Here is an 18,387-nt window from a genome sequence, read left to right as displayed (position 1 = left end):
GGGAGAATATCCTCCTGATTAGGAAAAGAAAAGCGACGCTAAATGCGATAATGTAGATCAATATAATTCAATATAGATCATCTACATGTTTCCGAATGTAGACAAAACAAAAAGCAGCCAAAGGGCTGCTCTACCATTCATTATTTCATATCCTGCAACAGGTTTTTCATTTTCTTGTAGTGCCCGCTGACCCGATCAACCATGTAGTTATACATAAGCTGATTCTCCGAAAGGTTCGCCATTTCCTTGTCAATATCAACGTTATTGTTGTTATTATTCATGGATGTTTCGTTGTTCTCGACAATCCGGTAGTTTACGATGGGGTCATTGGGATTACTGACCGGAAAGTGTTTTTCATGAGTCCGCTTCATATCGAGCTGATCTGTTTTGCCATTCTCAATGATACGTCTAAGCTCTTCCTCAAAATCCACCGATTTCTTTTTGTAATTGGGTGTGTCTGCATTGGCAATATTTTCAGTGGTAACCTTGTGCTGCGCGTTCAGCGCTTGTAACAGAGATTCATTGCGTCTGGAAGTGTTCGTTTCAATCAACGGCTCAGTCTCCTTCAATGGAAAATGCAATTGCTTTCATCATAAAAAAATGAGCTGCTGCCTGTCAAGTTAGGCAAAAGAAAAGGACAAGCGCATGGCGGAGGTTTCATTACGAAATCCTACCTTTATGACATCTTATCCTTGTCTCAGTCGTTATGAATCAGTCCTCACGAATTAGCCATTAAGAAGGACGATTGATGTTTTTGCCATAATAAATCTCATCCATCTCCAGCTTCAACCACTCCGTAATTTCCTGTTGCTCGGCTTTGCTCAGTTTATCTTTGGTATAACCAAACAGATAGTTATCGAGATCGAATTCTTTCAGTTTGCATTTGGTGTGAAAAATGTTCTCCTGATAGACGTTCACGTCAATCATGTCGAAGCTGCTCTTGATCTCATCCGGAATGTAATTCTGGATCGAGCCGATCTCATGATCAATGAAGAGCTTGCGTCCACTCGTATCCCGTGTAAAACCACGTACCCGGTAGTCCATCGTCATGATATCCGTATCGAACGAGTGGATTAGATAGTTCAGTGCCTTTAGTGGTGAGATTTCACCACAGGTAGAGACGTCAATATCTGCCCGGAACGTACTGATGCCTTCGCTCGGGTGGAATTCGGGGTACGTATGAACGGTAATATGGCTTTTGTCGAGCTGCATGACAACATTATCGGGCAGTGGGCCTGGAGATTCATCGAAGGATTCTTCGGGGATCTCCACAATGGGGCCTTCCGACACAAGCATCGTCACACTTGCACCCTGGGGAACATAGTCCTGTTGGGCGACATTCAGCACATGGGCACCGATAATGTCAGACACGTTATTCAGGATTTTGCTCAGCCGGGCCGCATTATATTGTTCATCAATATATTCAATGTAAGCTTCGCGTTCATCTTTGGTTTTCGTATAACAAATATCGTACATATTGAAACTCAGCGACTTGGTCAGGTTGTTGAATCCATGCAGTTGAATGCGCTGCTCTGGCGTTAATGTCATGGTTGCAGTTCCCCTTTGTCCCATACGACATGGTAATCGCAGTTTTACTACTACTTATACCCAACCTGCCGCCAAAAAAAACATATGTACTTCATTCTTTGCTACTCCAGTCGTGCACAGATCAGAATGAAGGATCTTCGTAATCCCCGACATCGTTCATCCGTTCATCTTCGGCGACCGATTGAATATCCTCGGAGGTAATGCTGATGATCGTATAATCTTCATTCTGCTGTTTTTTGACCGCTTTTTCCTTTATAAAACGGGGACTGCCATCCCCGGCATCTTCATCATACACGAGCAGAAGACCGTCGCTTTTGCGCAGCAGTAAGTCGTCTCGCGCAGTAAACTGCCAAGGGCCGATATACGGCTGACGACTAATCGCACCATAATAGTCCACACCTTGCAGAATGGAGCGATAATACTCCTGTTTGTCTTCCTTCCATTGTTCCTCGGGATTCTGAAAAGCGGTAATGATCGACAGCTTCAGATCCGGGAATGTCTTCTTCAGCTCAAGCACCACTTCACAGGCCCACAGGTCTACACCGTATTGGCCTGGTGTCAGCACCCACTCCAGCCCGTCTTCGACCAGAGGTGTAAGACGGGAGGAGATCGCCTTTTTGATGAAAGGAATTCCCTCATGCTTCTGTCCAAAAATCTGTAGTTCATGTGCACGATAACCGGTAATTAACACGTTTTTCAGCATCGGTTCCTCCTTTCAGGCGTGGTCAGGCCATCGGCCAGTTCCAGCACCGTGGCATGTCCAGTATCGGCTGAAGTCACTGAGTCAGCGATGCCTGTTCTTTGAATCATCCCGTTAGTTCGCTGATGGAGCATCCGTACGGAATGGATAGAGGAACTGTTTTGGAATATCCGTCTCAAATCTCATCAGCTCACCCGACGTTGGATGGATGAACGAGAGTACCCGTGCATGCAATCCGAGGCGACCCAGTGTTTTGGTATGAGCACCGTATTTTTTGTCGCCTGCGATGGGATGGCCCAGATCTTCCATATGCACACGAATCTGGTTTTTGCGTCCCGTTTCCAGACGGACTTCCAGCAAGGAGAACTCGCGGTTCGATTGTAGACGTTTGTAGTGTGTAATGGCATGTTGTCCATCATTCGGGCGAGAACTAGAATACATTTTGAGCGTTTTGGTTTCTTTCAACCATGAGGAAATGGTGCCCTCTTCTTTCGCAACGGCGCCTTCCACAAGGGCAACATACAAACGTTCCTGTACATTCTCTTTCCAGTTGTCCTGCAGCTTCTGCTGCACTTCTTCACTCTTGGCAAACATCATGACACCCGAAGTGTCGCGGTCCAGACGATGGACAATAAATATTCGGTTCAGCGCGTCGGTACGGCGAACATGCTCGGTCAACTGGCGATAAGCGGTAAGATCATCACTTTTGTCAGCGGCAATGGATAGCAGTCCGGCTTCCTTGCGAATGACGATGATATCATCGTCTTCATGCAAAATGTTAATGCCCGTCAGAGAAGGAGCGGCAACTGCGCCTTCTTTGCTGATCGTTACGATTTGCCCCGGCGTCAGCTCCAGATTAAACTTGGTCACCACTTTCTGATCAACGGAAACCTGTCCACGACCCAGAATGGATTTGACCGCATTCCGGCCGGACTTCAAGTGTTTCAGCAAAAAGTTGAGCAGCTCATCCGGTTCAGTAACCTTGTACGGGCGTGGTGGTTCTTGCTTGCGATAATAGGAATTGCCCGAGCGTTTGGCTGCTTTGGGTTTGGGTGCTCCGGCCTTCTTGGGAGCCGCGAAGGATTTGGCGGCTACTGGCTTCTTCGCCGCTCCTGCATTGCGTGATGTGGAAGGTCCTGATGATTTGGCGGAAGTAAAAGTGGACCGACCGGACCGTGCTGTGGACGAACCTGTGGATGCTTTCCCCTTTGCCGATGTATTGCCTGTTGGGCGTTTGCGTTTATTCATAAATAGTAATCTCCTTCTGAACAGCCTGTACCGCTTGTGTGCATACGATCCGTTCATTTCGTTATGCAGTTCAATATACCATTAACCGGGGGCAAATAAAAATAGGTGGATGGAATCTGTTACCCATCCAGTCCAAAGAGAGTCGAGATTCATAGAATAACGTATCCCATAGCATTGGAGGTGTTACTCATGGGTGTGTTTCTCGATATGAGAAGTTCGATGAACTCGGGAAGCGTAGGACAGCCCGGTTTGTCTTTGGGCCCATCACCAGAAGCGTTCGGATCCATTGGTTTGCAGACCCTTGGTGTCCCAAACCCCATTATCACCTTGAATGGCACGGTTGGCGTTACTGGAGAAGTGGGGGATACGTTCGTTGTTGAACTTGTACGGGGCAGTGTTTACGATCCGTTCTTTGTAATCTATCGCGCCGAAGGTACAGTAGGTCAGAACGGTGGCGCTGAATTTCATTCGTTCACTGCACAGGATCTGTCCGCACCGCCTGCACTGGAAAGTGTGTATACATCGTTTATTTCAGGGGTATCCACATCGGTACGAACCGGACCCGAAGTGTTCTATGGTATTGCAGCCACCAATTGGTTCCTGTGAACAGAAGGTTCAACAGGAAGAGTGTTATCATACGGCATCTTATGATGAGCAGACAAAAATCCCGGCTCCAAGGAGTCCGGGATTTTTTGTTGTAGTATCCACTTTTACAAACTAGTTGGCGCGGCCTTTCAAAATGATGTTGTTGGCTTTGCCGAAGTCGATGGCTACTTTGCCCGCAAGTGCCGCTGTCCGCTCCGCAAGGACAACCGCGTTTACGCCACAGGAGAAGAGAGCTACATCGAAGGTGTCCTGATTCGTTTGAATCCATTGCAGTGTTTCCTGCATCTGATCCCAGCCGTCGAAGGGCAGCGCAGCTGTAATATTCAGGTGATACGGCTCCTGAACGAGCATGGCCCGCAGCTGTTCAATCTCGCGGGTAACGAGCAGTATACGCTTGCCTGCGAGCATACTCCAGAAGCGGGGCACCTGCGCGAGTTCCCTATTGACACAGGCATGACAAGTCAGTGCCGGAGAAATGCCGAAATGCGCGAACACCGTGTCGGTCAGCTGTCTTTTGAGATGCTCTGGGGCTTTGATGGTACTGTCCCCGTGTGGAAGAACGCCTACGATATTCGCCCGTTGTAAGGAAGCGGCGACCTCATCCCGGAGCTGCAGATTGGGTAGACGCAGTCCTTTTTGACCCAGATTGGCCTTGATGGCCCAACGCTCTTGCAGAACCTGTTCCGTGGTCCAGACCGTTTCCTGGGACATGACGATATTCTCCCCATCGCCCACACGGACCAGAGAGAAAGGACGCTGCTCTCTCACCGCGGCTTCAAGTTGATCCAGCACACCATCCATTTCAAGATAGATTGCATTCATTCTGGTATGAGGCCCCCTTTGAAAATTCAATTGCTCTATTCTATGTTGCGGATTCGACTACGTATTGTGCGTTCGACCCGCAGGGCGCATCTTCGGGTATATATCAATCTACTTCCGGTACAGGTGAGCGCTGGCGGGCTTATGTAAAAGCTGATTTATGGAAGAACACGTGCAAGTGTCCGGACCGGTTCTATTATTTTTTCATACGTTATAGAGTCGGCTGGATTGACTAGAGCTTCTGTATGGCAGCTTCAGGCAGACAGAGGCCGTTTTTGGCGTGGAAAGGGCTGCAAAGACTATGAAAATAGTCTGACTGAATTGAAAGAAGATCACAGAATGAATGAGGAGGAAGGGTATGTCCAGAAAAGTGGTTATTGAGATTAACTTCAACAATTACGGAATGGACCCGCAGCGCTTGACGAGAGAGTGGCTGGAGCGGCGGGTGGGCATTTTTCGTAGATTCACTTTGCATTGCCTTATGGCCCAGACGAATCAGGATTTCCTGACCGTGGTGAAGCTGTCCAAGGAATCCGGGGAACTGATGCAAGAGATTCTGGCTGAACAGGAGCCAATGCCTTCCAATATCCGTTTTGGAACAAATATCGAAAGTGTGCGTGCCATTCTGGCTTTTGCCGAGGGAGCAGAGGATATCTATATTGCCCGACTGGATTCGGATGATCTGTATCATAAGACGTTTGTTCAACAGCTCTATGATGTGCAGCCGCAGCCCGGAACGATGGCACTCATTAATCAGAATGGATATCTGTGGGACAGCGTGAATCATGAGATGGCACCAGCGTTCCATCGTTCCCCGCAGTTCTATGTCTACCTATATAAAACGGCGGAGTATGCAGCAGGATACCGGGTGAAGCTGCCGGGCCGGGGAACACATGGCAATGTCATTGAGCTTCCGCATGAGCTGCTAGCTCCGCGCAATTACGTGAATATTGTGCATTCCAGCAATACTTCGATCAAAAAAGTACCGCCCAAAGATCGGTTAAACCGGGAAGAGATGGCTGCGGTATTACGCGAATTCATGATCTGAACAAGGAGGGATTCAACCATGATTAAAGGACAAACGATTCTGATCACCGGAGGAACAGGCTCCTGGGGACAAAAACTGACCGAGGTGCTGCTGGAGCAGAATCCGGCCGAGATTCGGATTTTCTCGCGTAATGAGTACGCCCAGATAACGATGCAGCGGGATTTCGGTCATGATGAACGTTTGCGTTTTGTCATTGGGGACATTCGCGACTATCGGGCTGTGGAGGAAGCTTGTCGCGGGGTTGATGTTCTTTTCCATCTGGCTGCACTGAAACACGTCCCGGTATGCGAGGATCAGCCGGATGAAGCGTTCAAGACCAACGTCATCGGCACGCAAAATATTATTCGTGCTGCGATTCACATGCAGGTTGCCAAAGTCATTGATGTCTCCACCGACAAGGCGGTAGATCCGATTAACGTGTACGGCATGACCAAGGCTTTGGGGGAAAAGATGATGATTCGTGCTAATGGGCTGAGTGAGTCCACCCGTTTTGTGTGTATTCGCGGGGGCAATGTGCTCGGGACCAGCGGCAGTGTCGTTCCGTTGTTCCGTCGTCAGATTGATGAAGGCAAGAGCCTGACCATTACGGACAAAGGCATGACCCGCTTTTTCCTGACGCGGACGGAAGCTATTCATTTGTTGCTGAAGGCGGCTGAGGCAGCCGTGGGCGGCGAGACTTTTGTAATGAAAATGAAGGCCTGCAAAATGACGGATCTGGCTTCGGTCATGCTGGAACAGGCAGGTCGTCCGGCTCACGACTATACAGTAACCGGGATTCGACCGGGCGAAAAATTGCATGAAGTACTCATTTCCCCCTTCGAGGCACCACGTACCTACAAATATGACGAACAATATTATGTGATTTTGCCACAGGAACCGGACAAACGCCTGACAGATCCATACAATGGGCTGCCTCGCGTGACCTTTTCCGAGTATCGTTCAGACAGCGCAATGATGAACCGTTCCGCTATTGCCCAATTTTTACGTGCAGGCGGCTTTATTCATTAATAGAAGGGAGGCGGACCGTTTGGAGGTGGAAGGAATGGTAGAGGGCAGCAAGCACGAAGGAATTAAGGAAACAGAGGAACGTACCACGCTTCAAAACATAAACAACCGCTCCCTGAAAGCCGCCGTCATTGGTCTTGGGTATGTAGGGTTACCGATGGCGGTGGAGATGGCACAGGCTGGGTATCAGGTGCAAGGAATTGACATCGATGGGGCGAAAGTGGCTAAGCTGCGTGCCGGAAAATCGTATGTAATCGGCATTGAAGATAAAGTTGTGCAATCCCTTGCTCAAGCTGGATTATTCATGGCAGGCACGGATTTCGCAGAAGTGGCTCAGGCCGATATCATTGTAATCTGTGTGCCTACGCCTCTGACTGCGGAGCATCAGCCGGACATTTCATTTATCGCTGCAGCAGTGGACGGGATAACGCCTTATCTTCAGGAGGACTGCCTTGTCATTTTGGAGAGTACTACGTATCCCGGCACCACCGAGGAGCGTGTGAAGCAGCCAATCGAAGCTGCAAAAGGGTGGAAAGTAGGGCAGCAGTTCCATGTCTGTTATTCTCCAGAACGGGTAGATCCCGGAAGTGTGCATTACGGGGTGAAAAATACACCGAAAATCATTGGCGGCTCCACGCCGTCCTGTCTATCTTATGGAAAAGCATTCTACGGTTCGTTCCTGAACGAGATCGTTCCCGTCAGTTCAACGACAGTGGCGGAGACGGCAAAGTTGTTCGAAAATACGTTTCGCAGCGTGAACATCGCCCTCGTGAACGAACTGACACCCGCCTGTGAGCAAATGGGCGTGAACATCTGGGAGGTGCTGGACGCTGCGGCGACCAAGCCGTTCGGTTATATGCCGTTCTATCCGGGTCCGGGCATTGGTGGACACTGTATTCCAATTGACCCGATCTATCTGTCCTGGGCCGCTGGCCGTCAGGGATCGGAGCTGCAATTCATTTCGCTTGCGGATGCGACCAATCGGCAAATGCCGGAAAGAGTAGTAAAGCGTGCAGCGGAGCTGCTCAAACAGAACGGTTCATCGATGCAAGGGGCCCGAATTGTACTGGCGGGCATGGCGTACAAAAAAGATATCGACGACTTGCGTGAATCGCCAGCGCTGGATGTCTATAGACTGCTTGGTGAAGCAGGGGCAGACGTCGTCTTTACCGATCCAATGGTGCCTGTGTTCCGCAAGGATGATGGCACGGTTGTTCATGCTCAACCTGCATCACCCGAATTATGGGCCGGGGCTGATCTGGTCATGATTACGACAGATCATACGGACTTCAATTATCAGGAGATGGCGGATCATGCCAGGATGATCTTTGATACACGCAATGCCACAGCCGGATGTGTGGGTGGAAATATCGTGGTGCTTGGACAACCGGTTCGACCGGAAGTAAACGTCGTGCAGGACGTCAAGGTAGAACATGAAATACAAATTCACGAAAACATGCGAGTGTTTCGGACGAAGGATGGGGAAAAGCAGGGACACACCGAATCTATCCAGTCAGACAATGAGGCAAATGTTAAAGTACACATTGAACCGACCATCGAACCAACCAACGAACACTCGCACGAAAATTCTGGAGGCAGCCATGGCAAATCATGACCGGGTCAACGAGCGTTATTATGGCGAGATCAATTCGGAGGAATCGCATGAAGCCACACGTACCCGCATTCACTGGATGTGCCGGGAAGCGACAGGTAAACGAATTCTGGATATTGGATGCAGCCAGGGCATCACCTCCATTTTGCTGGCACGGGAAGGCTTTCGGGTAACCGGGATTGATCTGGAAGAAGAGAGCATTCGGTATGCCAAGCAAGAGCTGGCGAAGGAATCGAAGCCGGTACAGGATAAAGTGGATTTTCGTATGCTGGATATTACCCAGTGGAAAGGCAGAACACCGTTCGATACGGTGCTGCTGGGTGAAGTGCTGGAGCATTTTGCCCATCCCGAAACGTTGTTAATGAATATTCATCGCCTTTTGCAAGAAAAAGGGACGCTGGTCGTCACAGTTCCTTACGGGTATCATCCGTTCTACGATCACAAGCAGACATTCTACGCCGGGAACCTGGCGATGTGCCTGATGCCTTATTTTGAAGTATTGAAGCTGGAAATTCATCATAAATATCTATGTTGCGTGGCACGCAGGCGGCGGGAAACGCAGCTGCATGTCTCGCCTACCACAAGCCAACTGACGGAGTGGATGAAGCTGGATCATGTACATTTTGCCGCCGTGGAACAGAATCACCTTCGTCTGATGAATCAACGCAAAAAGGCGTTGGACAATGCGGTGGAGCAGGTTAAACGTCTGCGTCGTCAGGAGACTGGGGAAGGGTAGCAGATAAGGCTGAGAAGAAAAAAACTGCAATACGCGTAAGACAGGAAGGGGCTTAAACCGTGATCACCATCAGTCTGTGTATGATTGTGAAGAACGAACAACGCACGCTTGCTCGCTGTCTCGACTCGGTCGCCGGCATCGTGGACGAGATCGTTATTGTAGATACCGGTTCATCTGACCGTACGAAAGAGATAGCCGCGCAATACACCGACCGGGTCTACACGTATGAGTGGAAGGACGATTTTGCTGCAGCGCGGAATTATTCTTTCGACCAGGCCACGCAGGAATATATCCTGTGGCTGGATGCGGATGATGTGCTGCTGCCCGCGGAACGGGCGAAGCTTGAAAGGTTGAAGCAGCAGCTGCCGTCCGGCGGTGAGACGGCGGCTGTGATCTTGGGCTACACGCTGGCCGAGGGGCCGGAGGGAAGTCCACTCGTGACGGACCGACGGTTGCGCCTCGTCAAGCGAGAAGCGGGCTGCCACTGGCATGGCCGGCTGCACGAGCAGTTAGGCTTTCCGCAGAGCGGTGTCATTACGGCAGACATTGCCGTCACGCACCGCCGCGAAGCGGGCCATCATTCGGCGCGAAACGTGCGCATTCTGCGCAAATGGATCGCCGAAGAGGGCGTAGCCCAGGGACGCCTGCTGTTTTATTATGCAGGCGAATGTTATGACCGCCAGCGTTATACGGCGGCGGTTCGGGCGTACGCGAAGCTGCTGCTGGAGCCGAGCGGCTATCGCGAGGATCGGCTCATCGCCTGCGCGCGGCTGGCGGAATGTTATGACCGGCTTGGCGAGCCGGGGCGAAAGCTGGGTGCGCTGCTGCAATCATTTCAATTCGACCTGCCGCATGCCGACTTCTGCTGCGCCATCGCTGCTTGCTTCCATGAGCGGCAGGAGCTAGTCTCCGCCATCTACTGGTACATGCAAGCGCTCGATGTCAGCAGCCGCGATCCAGGTCTACGTCCCGTGCCTGCGGCATGCCGCACTTGGCTACCACACGCCAGGCTCTCCCTTTGTTACGCTCACATGGGAAACTGGGAGCAGGCGCTTCTGCATAACAGCAAAGCAAGGGAGTATCTGCCGAATGACCCCGGCCTGCTCGCCAATCGGCAGAAGCTTGAGGCGGTGGTAAGTAAGGTGAACAGCGGCTTGGAAGAGAAAGAGAAAGAGAAAGAGAAAGAGAAAGAGAAAGAGAAAGAGAAAGAGAAAGAGAAAGAGTAGTGTTGATCCTTTCTAGAGGTGGAACAAGAGCAGTCCCGCTTGCCGTGAGAGTCGGCGAGAGGGGCTGCTTATTTGTGTTTTTATTTTTCGGGTGCTAGACACCGAACGTACTGGTCTTTCGTACGCAGGCTTTGGCATGCCCAGCCCCAACCGTCATAGATTTCTTCATCGATGTTTAGCGTAATGGTTTCATCTACATACTCATTCCAGTTTTCGATTCGGAGGGTATTTTCACTTTCCCATTCCAGATGGTCATGTCCGTGGTACTCGGCGCGATATATGTTTTTTACGGTAGAATCATTCGGATCATTCGTTTTCTTCACGTCGACCCACATAGTAACTCCACCTGCCGCACCACCATAAGGCACGCCGAAAATCTCGGCGGTATATTCTCCGTTTCTTGAAGGCATGGAGTAGCTCAGATCTCCTTGTTCGGAACGATCAAACGTGGAAAAGTAAGGGAGAAGCCAGAAATAGAGGAATACAGCGGCGAATAGAACAAAAATCAATATTGAAAGTGCAGTGAATATCGGGTGTCGGCGTATCCATAGTTTGCGTGGCTTTGTCATCGATGAATTGGTAGCTTGAGGATTCTGGTCCATATGCTTTGATCCCCCCTTTTTTTAAAGCGAAGTTTGCTTCGCAGGAATATAAATTTCCATCTCCCCGTAATGATCCTGCGCGAGGCTGCCGTCGATCCTTTCAAAATAATACGAGTCACTCTTCGAATATCCTGAATGGCTCTGCCAGTACTCGTCTATAAACGTCCAGACACTGTCCAGATGATCAATGTTGATTAGACTGGGATGGAAATCACAGACGTATTTGAATACGGCATACTGGTTGGCCGGAACTTCGATCTGATCCAACTCTGCGGGTGCATTGTCGAGGCATGTCACTTGCACGGAAGGCAGATAGGTACTGTAGTCATCATTAATCTCGTTGGTGAACCCAATATATACATTAGGATGCATCGTATCGGGTATGGTGTGGAAATGTTTTTCGAAAAAGCTATTGCCTTTTGCGTTGGATTCATAATGTTCTTCGTTATCGATATACCGTATCTGTGAACGTTCACCGACCAGCATCATGGCTGGTTTCCGTACATACGTAGGCTTGAAAATATATCCATACGGAAGCGTTGTAATCATAGACGAAGTCAAGCGTGCGGTAAGCTGGAGATCGCCAGTTCCTTGTTTGCGGTATTGCAGAGGCGTGATACCAAAGGCCTGTTTGAATGCGCGTATGTAGGACTGTTCATGCTCGAAAGAATAATGACCGCTAATATCGATGATCTTCCAGTTTTGATCGACCAACTGATCCAGACTGCGAGCCAGTTTGCGTGAGCGAATATATTCTCCGGGCAGTTGCCCGCTCATATGTTTGAACATCCGATGGAGATGGAATTTGGATATGTGAGCGGTTGATGCTAGATGATCCAGCGTTAATTTTTCATGGATATGATCCTCTATGTAGTTAAATAACTTATCAAAGGTATGTAGCTGATCGTGTTGCATATGAATCTCCCTTATCAGTTCAAGTAGTTAGAGCAAGAAATGTTCATTTTTTCCTTATATCCGATGATATCATAACCAAGTACTTAATTTGATGACAAGATTGGAGAAAGCATCCATGTTTGCTGAAAAAAGAACTTATACCACACGAGGTATGATAACTCGTTTATGGACATTAACGGGCAGATATCGGATGTTCATCGTCCTTTTGCTCTTCGCCGCCTTTGTAATCTCATTGATAGAAGTGGGTTATATGGAATCCATACGAAGGCTGGTCAAAGGTGCCACGGAATCTCAATTTTCCCTGATCTACTCGGGGCTCGTGATTGGTGTTTCCATTGTTGCGTTAAGAGTCATCGTTACCGCAATCATGACGTGGATAGAAACCCTCTTTCAACAAAAGACGCTCTTGTCTTTACAGATGCTGCTGCTGTCCTCGCTGGGAAGCACTGCTTCACGTGAACTCACTCGTTATCATACAGGTGATTTGACTGCGAGAGTCTGGACATCTGCTAAAGAAGCGCAAAATGGGTTGAACCAGCATGGTATTGAGCTAGCAAAAAATATCATCCAACTCATTCTCGCGTTTGCATACTTTAGTTGGGTGAATCTGCCGTTGTCTTTGGCGATCATTGTATTCACTTTGGTCTATCCTATTGTCACTATGCGTCTGGGCAGCCGCCTGCAAAGACGACATGATCAATTGAATTCAGATGCTGCGGCAAGGGATGCATTGCTAACTGAAGTGATTCAGGCTCCTGTGGAGATCCGAAGTTACGGACTGAAGGGTTACATATATGAACGTTACGAGGAACGTATGAATCAGGTATTCAGACAAACAATGTCTGTATCGGTCTTGCAGCGTCTTTCGGAAGCGGCTGGGCGAGTGTCAACTTATGGCGGGATGATTTTGATTCTGTATCTCGGTGGGATTCAGGTGTTAAATGGACATATGGATGTGGGAGGATTGGCAGCTTTTCTGGTTGCCAGCAGTCAGTTAACTCGTCCGATTGAGGCCATGTCCAGTCTCTGGAATGGTTTTATCGGATCAGCTTCTCATGCGGCGAGAATTTTTGAAGTGATGGATTTGGATAAAAAGAAAACCCTGACAAATGAGATGAAGCGGTCCTTGAAGAATACGGAGTCTGGTTCAATGAACGGGGATACATATGAGAACTTAGAAAAAACTGCTGCTGATCGCGAAGGACAGCTCCCGATGGCAGGTCTGCATATACAGCATGTGTACTTCAGCTACGCGGAGAAAGCAATGCTATTCGATGCCACCTTTACGGCTGAGATGGGAAAGCTCACTGTCATCACTGGACCAAGCGGATGTGGGAAATCCACGTTGCTAAAATGTATAGCTGATGTACATATGCCTGTGAGTGGATCGGTACAATTTATACCTGAACACAGTTCAGGCATGAATGACTATAGTCAGGTCTACGTACCACAGCAAGTTTTTATTTTCACAGGTACAGTGGAAGAAAACATCGCCTTTGGTCAAGAGTTGCTCTTGCCGGAACAAATAGTAGGCGCTGCATGTCTTGCTCAGGTGCATGATGCGATTATGCGTCAAACATCGGGATACCGCACGGTTCTAGAGCCTCAAGGAAGTTCGATGTCTGGCGGTGAACTTCAGCGAATCAGTATCGCAAGAGCAATTCTTAGGGAGCCTGATGTCATGTTGATGGATGAGCCCACATCTTCACAAGACCCCATAAATGAACAACGATTAAATGCCATGTTTACTAAACTTACTGCGGAGAAAAAAACGACGATTATTGCAGTTACACACCGAGTACCTCTCCTCGAAAAGGCAGATCGGGTGGTCTATATGAGGGAAGGCCGCGTTGTGGATACGGGATCACATCATGAATTGTTGGATCGCCCGAATGGGTATCGTAGCTATATTGAGGAGCAGGTCCTGGAAGTGGAGGAACGCCATGAGTAACATACATGTGGAAACGGAACGTGTGGATGAAAAGGTCCAAGTCAATGAACATAAGGTATCGGCAACTCTGGCGAATGTATGGCCTGTTGTTTTTCGCTTAATGAAGCCATATGGACTTGCTGTTGCTGTCTTGCTTGTTTTTATAGCAGCAGATGCCGTCTTTGATTGGGGACTTGCCTTTGTCCAGGGATTCTTCGTAGATTCCATTAATCAAGGAGGGCAGGAGCAACTTAACAAAACAGCGATTCTCGTCATAGGCCTCCTGACAGGTTTTATCGTTTTACTGGCGCTGCATCGATACGTTCTCGTGTGGCTAAAAGAATCTCTATACAGGGATATGTCGATGAATCTGCTGACGCTGTTAAACCGAATGCCGTATGCGTGGGTGCGCAGGCAAAAGTCTGGAGATATCATGCTCCGTATTAAAGAGGACACCAAACATGGCGCAGAAGTCGTGGAGGCGATTGCGGAGGGTGTAACGGTTGTCTTTATTATTGTATTGTCACTTGGATATTTGTACCGAGCAGATCCATGGGTCGCTGTAGTTGCATTGGTGAGTGCGGCAGCGATTTGGTTGACGGCCAGACTATATGATCAGCGAATTGTACGTCTGTCTGATGAAGTAGAAGGGAAAGAAGGGGAGTCTCAGCAGCAAATTCAACAGTATGTTGAGGGGATACCATCGGTTCAAGCCTATAACGCATCCAACTGGTTTCTGTCTCGTTTTCGATCACAACAAGAATCACTCAATCGGAGTCAGGCGAAATTGCAAATGACTTTGAGCCTGTCAGATAACGTATCTATGGCCGTATTCGGTCTTGCCCAGTTGGCTGCTTTGTTCCTTATCGCTATGTCAGCGGCTAGAGACAGTTTGTCACCAGGCACGGTTGTAGCCAGCAGTCTGCTGTTTGAGCTGGTTGTGTGGCCTGTACTTGGGCTGTCCAGTCAGTGGAGCCAAATGCAGGCGAGTGTAGGGGCATTTGGACGAATCTCGACATGGCTGAAGTTGGGGGAAGCTGATATTAAGCTGAATGAACAGTGGAATATACAACAATCCGATGATCTTGCAGAACCTATCCTTCGACTTGAACAGGTTAGCGTAATCAACGAAATCAGTGGTCGTGTCGTTCTCGATGAGTTTACGTTGAATGTGAGGCAGGGGGAGATGGTAGCTGTGGTTGGCACCAGTGGTTCGGGCAAGTCGAGCTTGTGCCAAATCTGTGCAGGGCTGATTGAACCCAAAGGCGGGAGAGTATTACTGCATAATAAACCGGTTGCTCAATATATCGGAATGGATGACCTATCCATTCTGACGTATATGCCTCAGGTACCGAACTTTTTTTCAGGCACAATCGACGAGAATATTCGCCTAACTGCAGAAGCTGCTTTACCGGGGGTAAGACTTGCGGCAGAGCGAGCGGTATTGCATGAATTTATTGAAACGCAGGAGGGGCAATATTATGCTACTTTACAGGAGAAAGGCTCCAATTTGTCCGGAGGGCAACAGCAGCGGCTCGCGCTGGCTAGAATGTTCATGCGGTCATCAGATCTGTATATTCTGGATGAACCGACGGCATCGCTGGATATCCAGACGGAGCAAAAAGTAACGAGTAATCTGCTAAGTTTCATGGAAGGAAAAACTGCACTAATTGTTACTCATCGTATGGAAGTCGCTCGTCAGTGTTCCCGCATCATTGTGATGGAAGAAGGTCGACTTATTGAGGATGGAACACATGATCAGTTGATGGAGAAGAGAGGATTGTACTATTGTATGAATATGCGGGGGAATTTTGAGGGTTAGATAGCGGGGTGCTGCAAATGAATGAACCTACGTTGAAGAAAGCGATGGATACGCTGGAGTTTCTGAGTCAGGATCGTGAAGCACGTCGCTTGTATGAAGAACGGCAGAAGTATTTGCACGATGAAGCCTCGATGATTGAGTGGGCTACGGAGAAGGGCGAACGTAAAAAAGCTCTTGAGATTGCTAAGAACATGTTATCATTTGGCATCGAAGTTTCAGTCATTGCCAAAACAAGTGGTCTAACTGAATCTGAAGTTGAGGCGCTAAAAGATTAGCAATTGTGTTTTAAATCCAAACAATCGTCTTGTCCCAAAAGGGCAGGCGGTTGTTTTTTTTATTTGTCTTAGAATGTTCAATCAGACCTGATGCTACTTGCAATCTTTCCCATCACTCAAGTAATACCGCTGTTACACATTTGCCAAAGAACGTTTTACAGTAAAACGCGGTTGCTCATTCGGGTCTGGGCCGTTAAACTAAAGGGAGCGGCGTTTGCTTGACGGACAAGTCATGAGAACGCCATTTTGTTGTCAAGGATGCGGTATAAGCCGCTTTCGGATGTCAGAATCGGATCGGACCAAGCTGGTGGAAGAACACCGGTGATAAGTAAGGAGTCTTTACATGAGTGTGCAAACACCTACATTAGAAGAAGCGCAGGGTCTCCTGCAAAAATATTATGGCTACCCCGACTTCCGTGAGGGACAGAAAAAGATCGTAGCCAGCCTGCTCGAACGTGAAGATACACTGGGCATTATGCCAACCGGGGGCGGGAAATCGATCTGTTATCAGATCCCCGCTTTGTTGTATTCGGGTCTGACGCTTGTCGTCTCCCCGCTGATCTCATTAATGAAGGACCAGGTTGATGCCCTGACCACGGCTGGTATTGCAGCCGCTTATATTAATAGTACGCTCAGCGGCAAAGAAGTAAATGATCGTATCCGCGCGGCGCAGCGCGGTGAGCTGAAGCTGCTCTATGTCGCGCCTGAGCGACTGGAGCTGGACTGGTTCCGCGAGGAGATGGGCTACTTGCCAATCTCGTGCGTTGCTGTGGATGAGGCCCACTGTGTGTCGCAGTGGGGGCATGATTTTCGGACAAGCTACCTGGCGGTAGCGCCGTTTGTGGACAGTTTGCCGGAGCGGCCTGTGGTTGCGGCCTTTACGGCTACAGCGACGCCCGAAGTCATGGGAGATATTCTGCGGCTCCTGCGTTTGCAGGACCCGCAGACGTATGTGACCGGACTTGGGCGAGATAATCTGGCGTTTAGCGTGCTGCGCGGCGAGAGCAAGAAGGACTTTGTCCTGAATTACGCGCGCGAGCATGCCAGCGAGCCGGGGATTGTGTACGCCGCGACCCGTAAGGACGTAGACGATCTGCATCAGCGTTTGCTGCAGGCGGGATTGCCAGCAGGACGCTATCATGCCGGGATGACGGACGATGAACGGTCCCAGAGCCAGGAAGCTTTTTTGTACGATGATATCCGGGTGATGGTGGCGACCAATGCGTTCGGGATGGGGATTGATAAATCGAACGTGCGTTACGTTATTCATAACAGCATGCCGAAGAACATGGAGGCATATGTGCAGGAAGCCGGGCGTGCGGGACGGGACGGAGAGCCGAGCCAGTGCATTTTGTTATTCGGGGCACAGGACATTATCACCCAGAAGTTCTTGATCGAGCAGAACCCGATGGAGGGCGACCGCAAACAAAACGATTACCGGAAGCTGCAACAGATGGTGGATTACTGTTACACGACGCGTTGTTTGCGCAGTGCGCAGCTGGATTATTTCGGTGAGGTGCATGAGGACAAGCCATGCGGCATTTGCAGTTCATGTACGGACGACCGCGAGCTGGTGGATATGACGATTGATGCGCAGAAAATATTCAGCTGCATTCACCGCATGCGTGAACGGTATGGTGTATCGTTGGTTGCTTCGGTGCTCAAAGGTTCCCGTGCAAAAAAAGTACTAGATTACGGCTTCAACTCTCTGCCAACCTATGGTGTGATAGGCAATCGTACGGAGCGTGAGATCGCGGAAATCATCAACGTCATGGTGTCCGAAGGTTATCTGATGCTGTCCGAGGGGCAGTATCCGGTTGTTCGTTTGCAGCCACTGGCGGTGGAAGTGCTCAAAGGTCAGCGTGAAGTGATGCAGCGGGTGGTCCGCAAGACGGCGGCGACGGCTTCGGGTACAAACTATGGCGGACGTCGTGGACGCGATGCAATGCCATCTGCGGTTAATGAGACGGTATTTGAGCAGCTGCGTCTAATCCGTCGTGATCTGGCGGCGAAAGAGCATGTGCCGTCGTACATTATTTTCAATGACGCGACCTTGCGCGAGATGAGTGTGGTATGTCCACAGACAGAACGTGACATGCTGGATATCAAAGGGGTCGGTGAGGTTAAGTATCGCAAGTACGGACTGCCTTTCCTTGAGTTTTTCCAGAAGCAAACGGGCGAAGACGTGGATACGGATGATGACGCTTTTTACGAGTATGAGTGAGTTGTTGGATGAAGATTCTTACGTTTTGAAATGAAAAATATAGTCTGGTGGTCCAGACAAAGGTTGTGAAC

Annotated in this window: 16 protein-coding genes and 1 pseudogene; 10 read left to right on the top strand and 7 right to left on the bottom strand. The window is 49.3% G+C overall.

Translation table 11 applies throughout. From position 1 onward, the window contains the following. Window positions 1–140: 140 nt before the first annotated feature. The 4 genes from flgB to gpAD87_RS18930 all read right to left on the bottom strand — a co-directional run bounded on the left by flgB (window position 141) and on the right by gpAD87_RS18930 (window position 3,496). Window positions 141–551, bottom strand: a complete 411-nt coding sequence (gene flgB, locus gpAD87_RS18945; RefSeq protein WP_064639881.1) for a flagellar basal body rod protein FlgB — start codon at window positions 549–551, stop codon at window positions 141–143. A gap of 181 nt (window positions 552–732) precedes the next feature. Beyond that, window positions 733–1,548 (bottom strand): adenosylmethionine decarboxylase, encoded by an 816-nt coding sequence (gene speD, locus gpAD87_RS18940; protein WP_064639879.1) that lies wholly within the window; start codon window positions 1,546–1,548, stop codon window positions 733–735. 121 nt (window positions 1,549–1,669) lie between these two features. Further along, window positions 1,670–2,251, bottom strand: a complete 582-nt coding sequence (locus gpAD87_RS18935; protein ID WP_179087229.1) for a DUF1273 domain-containing protein — start codon at window positions 2,249–2,251, stop codon at window positions 1,670–1,672. 111 nt (window positions 2,252–2,362) lie between these two features. Next, entirely contained in the window at window positions 2,363–3,496 is a 1,134-nt protein-coding gene (locus gpAD87_RS18930) for an RluA family pseudouridine synthase (RefSeq protein WP_064639877.1), read from the bottom strand. A 189-nt stretch (window positions 3,497–3,685) separates the two neighbouring features. On the opposite strand from gpAD87_RS18930, the gene gpAD87_RS18925 reads away from it, so the two are divergent. After that, window positions 3,686–4,102, top strand: coding sequence for a hypothetical protein (locus tag gpAD87_RS18925; protein WP_064639874.1), 417 nt, complete (start codon window positions 3,686–3,688; stop codon window positions 4,100–4,102). Between the two features lie 111 nt (window positions 4,103–4,213). Here gpAD87_RS18925 and gpAD87_RS18920 read toward each other — a convergent pair whose 3' ends face one another. Continuing rightward, window positions 4,214–4,924, bottom strand: coding sequence for a GT-D fold domain-containing glycosyltransferase (locus gpAD87_RS18920; RefSeq protein WP_064639872.1), 711 nt, complete (start codon window positions 4,922–4,924; stop codon window positions 4,214–4,216). 355 nt (window positions 4,925–5,279) lie between these two features. Between gpAD87_RS18920 and gpAD87_RS18915 the strand changes: the two genes are divergently transcribed. The 5 genes from gpAD87_RS18915 to gpAD87_RS18895 all read left to right on the top strand — a co-directional run bounded on the left by gpAD87_RS18915 (window position 5,280) and on the right by gpAD87_RS18895 (window position 10,548). Then, a complete protein-coding gene (locus tag gpAD87_RS18915) occupies window positions 5,280–5,969 on the top strand; it encodes a glycosyltransferase (protein WP_064639871.1) in 690 nt (229 codons plus the stop codon). Window positions 5,970–5,987: 18 nt separating this feature from the next. Beyond that, a complete protein-coding gene (locus tag gpAD87_RS18910; RefSeq protein ID WP_064639869.1) occupies window positions 5,988–6,977 on the top strand; it encodes a polysaccharide biosynthesis protein in 990 nt (329 codons plus the stop codon). A gap of 25 nt (window positions 6,978–7,002) precedes the next feature. After that, window positions 7,003–8,589: a nucleotide sugar dehydrogenase gene (locus tag gpAD87_RS18905; protein ID WP_231952776.1), complete on the top strand. Its 1,587-nt coding sequence runs from the start codon at window positions 7,003–7,005 to the stop codon at window positions 8,587–8,589. Then, entirely contained in the window at window positions 8,576–9,322 is a 747-nt protein-coding gene (locus gpAD87_RS18900; RefSeq protein WP_064639867.1) for a class I SAM-dependent methyltransferase, read from the top strand. Before gpAD87_RS18905 ends, gpAD87_RS18900 begins: the two co-directional genes overlap by 14 nt. An 80-nt stretch (window positions 9,323–9,402) precedes the next feature. Next, window positions 9,403–10,548 (top strand): glycosyltransferase family 2 protein, encoded by a 1,146-nt coding sequence (locus tag gpAD87_RS18895; RefSeq protein WP_082935305.1) that lies wholly within the window; start codon window positions 9,403–9,405, stop codon window positions 10,546–10,548. An 80-nt stretch (window positions 10,549–10,628) separates the two neighbouring features. Here the strand turns inward: gpAD87_RS18895 and gpAD87_RS18890 are convergent, their stop codons facing one another. Both gpAD87_RS18890 and gpAD87_RS18885 read right to left on the bottom strand, forming a co-directional pair. Continuing rightward, window positions 10,629–11,150: a DUF5412 family protein gene (locus gpAD87_RS18890; RefSeq protein WP_064639864.1), complete on the bottom strand. Its 522-nt coding sequence runs from the start codon at window positions 11,148–11,150 to the stop codon at window positions 10,629–10,631. A 21-nt stretch (window positions 11,151–11,171) separates the two neighbouring features. After that, window positions 11,172–12,065, bottom strand: a complete 894-nt coding sequence (locus gpAD87_RS18885) for an AraC family transcriptional regulator (RefSeq protein ID WP_064639862.1) — start codon at window positions 12,063–12,065, stop codon at window positions 11,172–11,174. A 151-nt stretch (window positions 12,066–12,216) separates the two neighbouring features. Between gpAD87_RS18885 and gpAD87_RS18880 the strand changes: the two genes are divergently transcribed. The 4 genes and pseudogenes from gpAD87_RS18880 to recQ all read left to right on the top strand — a co-directional run bounded on the left by gpAD87_RS18880 (window position 12,217) and on the right by recQ (window position 18,316). Then, window positions 12,217–14,016 carry an ABC transporter ATP-binding protein gene (locus tag gpAD87_RS18880; protein WP_231952657.1) on the top strand — a complete coding sequence of 600 codons (1,800 nt, stop codon included), beginning with the start codon at window positions 12,217–12,219 and terminating at the stop codon, window positions 14,014–14,016. Further along, complete coding sequence (locus gpAD87_RS18875) at window positions 14,009–15,817, top strand: ABC transporter ATP-binding protein (protein WP_064639859.1); 1,809 nt, start codon at window positions 14,009–14,011, stop codon at window positions 15,815–15,817. The genes gpAD87_RS18880 and gpAD87_RS18875 overlap by 8 nt, the downstream gene beginning before the upstream one ends. 8 nt (window positions 15,818–15,825) lie before the next feature. Continuing rightward, window positions 15,826–16,092 (top strand): annotated as a pseudogene (locus gpAD87_RS18870) (PD-(D/E)XK nuclease family transposase); the annotation flags it as partial. A gap of 343 nt (window positions 16,093–16,435) precedes the next feature. Then, a complete protein-coding gene (gene recQ, locus gpAD87_RS18865; protein ID WP_064639855.1) occupies window positions 16,436–18,316 on the top strand; it encodes a DNA helicase RecQ in 1,881 nt (626 codons plus the stop codon). The last annotated feature ends 71 nt before the right edge of the window (window positions 18,317–18,387 follow it).

This window comes from Paenibacillus sp. AD87 (assembly GCF_001659845.1).
Lineage (GTDB): Bacteria > Bacillota > Bacilli > Paenibacillales > Paenibacillaceae > Paenibacillus > Paenibacillus marchantiae.
The sequence above is the reverse complement of the archived record's forward strand: the minus strand, read 5'-3'. Positions and strand labels throughout refer to the sequence as shown.

What these genes read in the sequence shown, in the direction of transcription:
- gpAD87_RS18935 (WP_179087229.1), bottom strand. Translation starts at nt 2,251, where the DNA reads ATGCTGAAAAACGTGTTAATTACCGGTTATCGTGCACATGAACTACAG.
- gpAD87_RS18920 (WP_064639872.1), bottom strand. Translation starts at nt 4,924, where the DNA reads ATGAATGCAATCTATCTTGAAATGGATGGTGTGCTGGATCAACTTGAA.
- gpAD87_RS18900 (WP_064639867.1), top strand. Translation starts at nt 8,576, where the DNA reads ATGGCAAATCATGACCGGGTCAACGAGCGTTATTATGGCGAGATCAAT.
- gpAD87_RS18910 (WP_064639869.1), top strand. Translation starts at nt 5,988, where the DNA reads ATGATTAAAGGACAAACGATTCTGATCACCGGAGGAACAGGCTCCTGG.
- recQ (WP_064639855.1), top strand. Translation starts at nt 16,436, where the DNA reads ATGAGTGTGCAAACACCTACATTAGAAGAAGCGCAGGGTCTCCTGCAA.
- gpAD87_RS18925 (WP_064639874.1), top strand. Translation starts at nt 3,686, where the DNA reads ATGGGTGTGTTTCTCGATATGAGAAGTTCGATGAACTCGGGAAGCGTA.
- gpAD87_RS18895 (WP_082935305.1), top strand. Translation starts at nt 9,403, where the DNA reads ATGATTGTGAAGAACGAACAACGCACGCTTGCTCGCTGTCTCGACTCG.
- gpAD87_RS18890 (WP_064639864.1), bottom strand. Translation starts at nt 11,150, where the DNA reads ATGGACCAGAATCCTCAAGCTACCAATTCATCGATGACAAAGCCACGC.
- gpAD87_RS18915 (WP_064639871.1), top strand. Translation starts at nt 5,280, where the DNA reads ATGTCCAGAAAAGTGGTTATTGAGATTAACTTCAACAATTACGGAATG.
- gpAD87_RS18880 (WP_231952657.1), top strand. Translation starts at nt 12,217, where the DNA reads ATGATAACTCGTTTATGGACATTAACGGGCAGATATCGGATGTTCATC.
- speD (WP_064639879.1), bottom strand. Translation starts at nt 1,548, where the DNA reads ATGACATTAACGCCAGAGCAGCGCATTCAACTGCATGGATTCAACAAC.
- gpAD87_RS18930 (WP_064639877.1), bottom strand. Translation starts at nt 3,496, where the DNA reads ATGAATAAACGCAAACGCCCAACAGGCAATACATCGGCAAAGGGGAAA.
- gpAD87_RS18885 (WP_064639862.1), bottom strand. Translation starts at nt 12,065, where the DNA reads ATGCAACACGATCAGCTACATACCTTTGATAAGTTATTTAACTACATA.
- gpAD87_RS18875 (WP_064639859.1), top strand. Translation starts at nt 14,009, where the DNA reads ATGAGTAACATACATGTGGAAACGGAACGTGTGGATGAAAAGGTCCAA.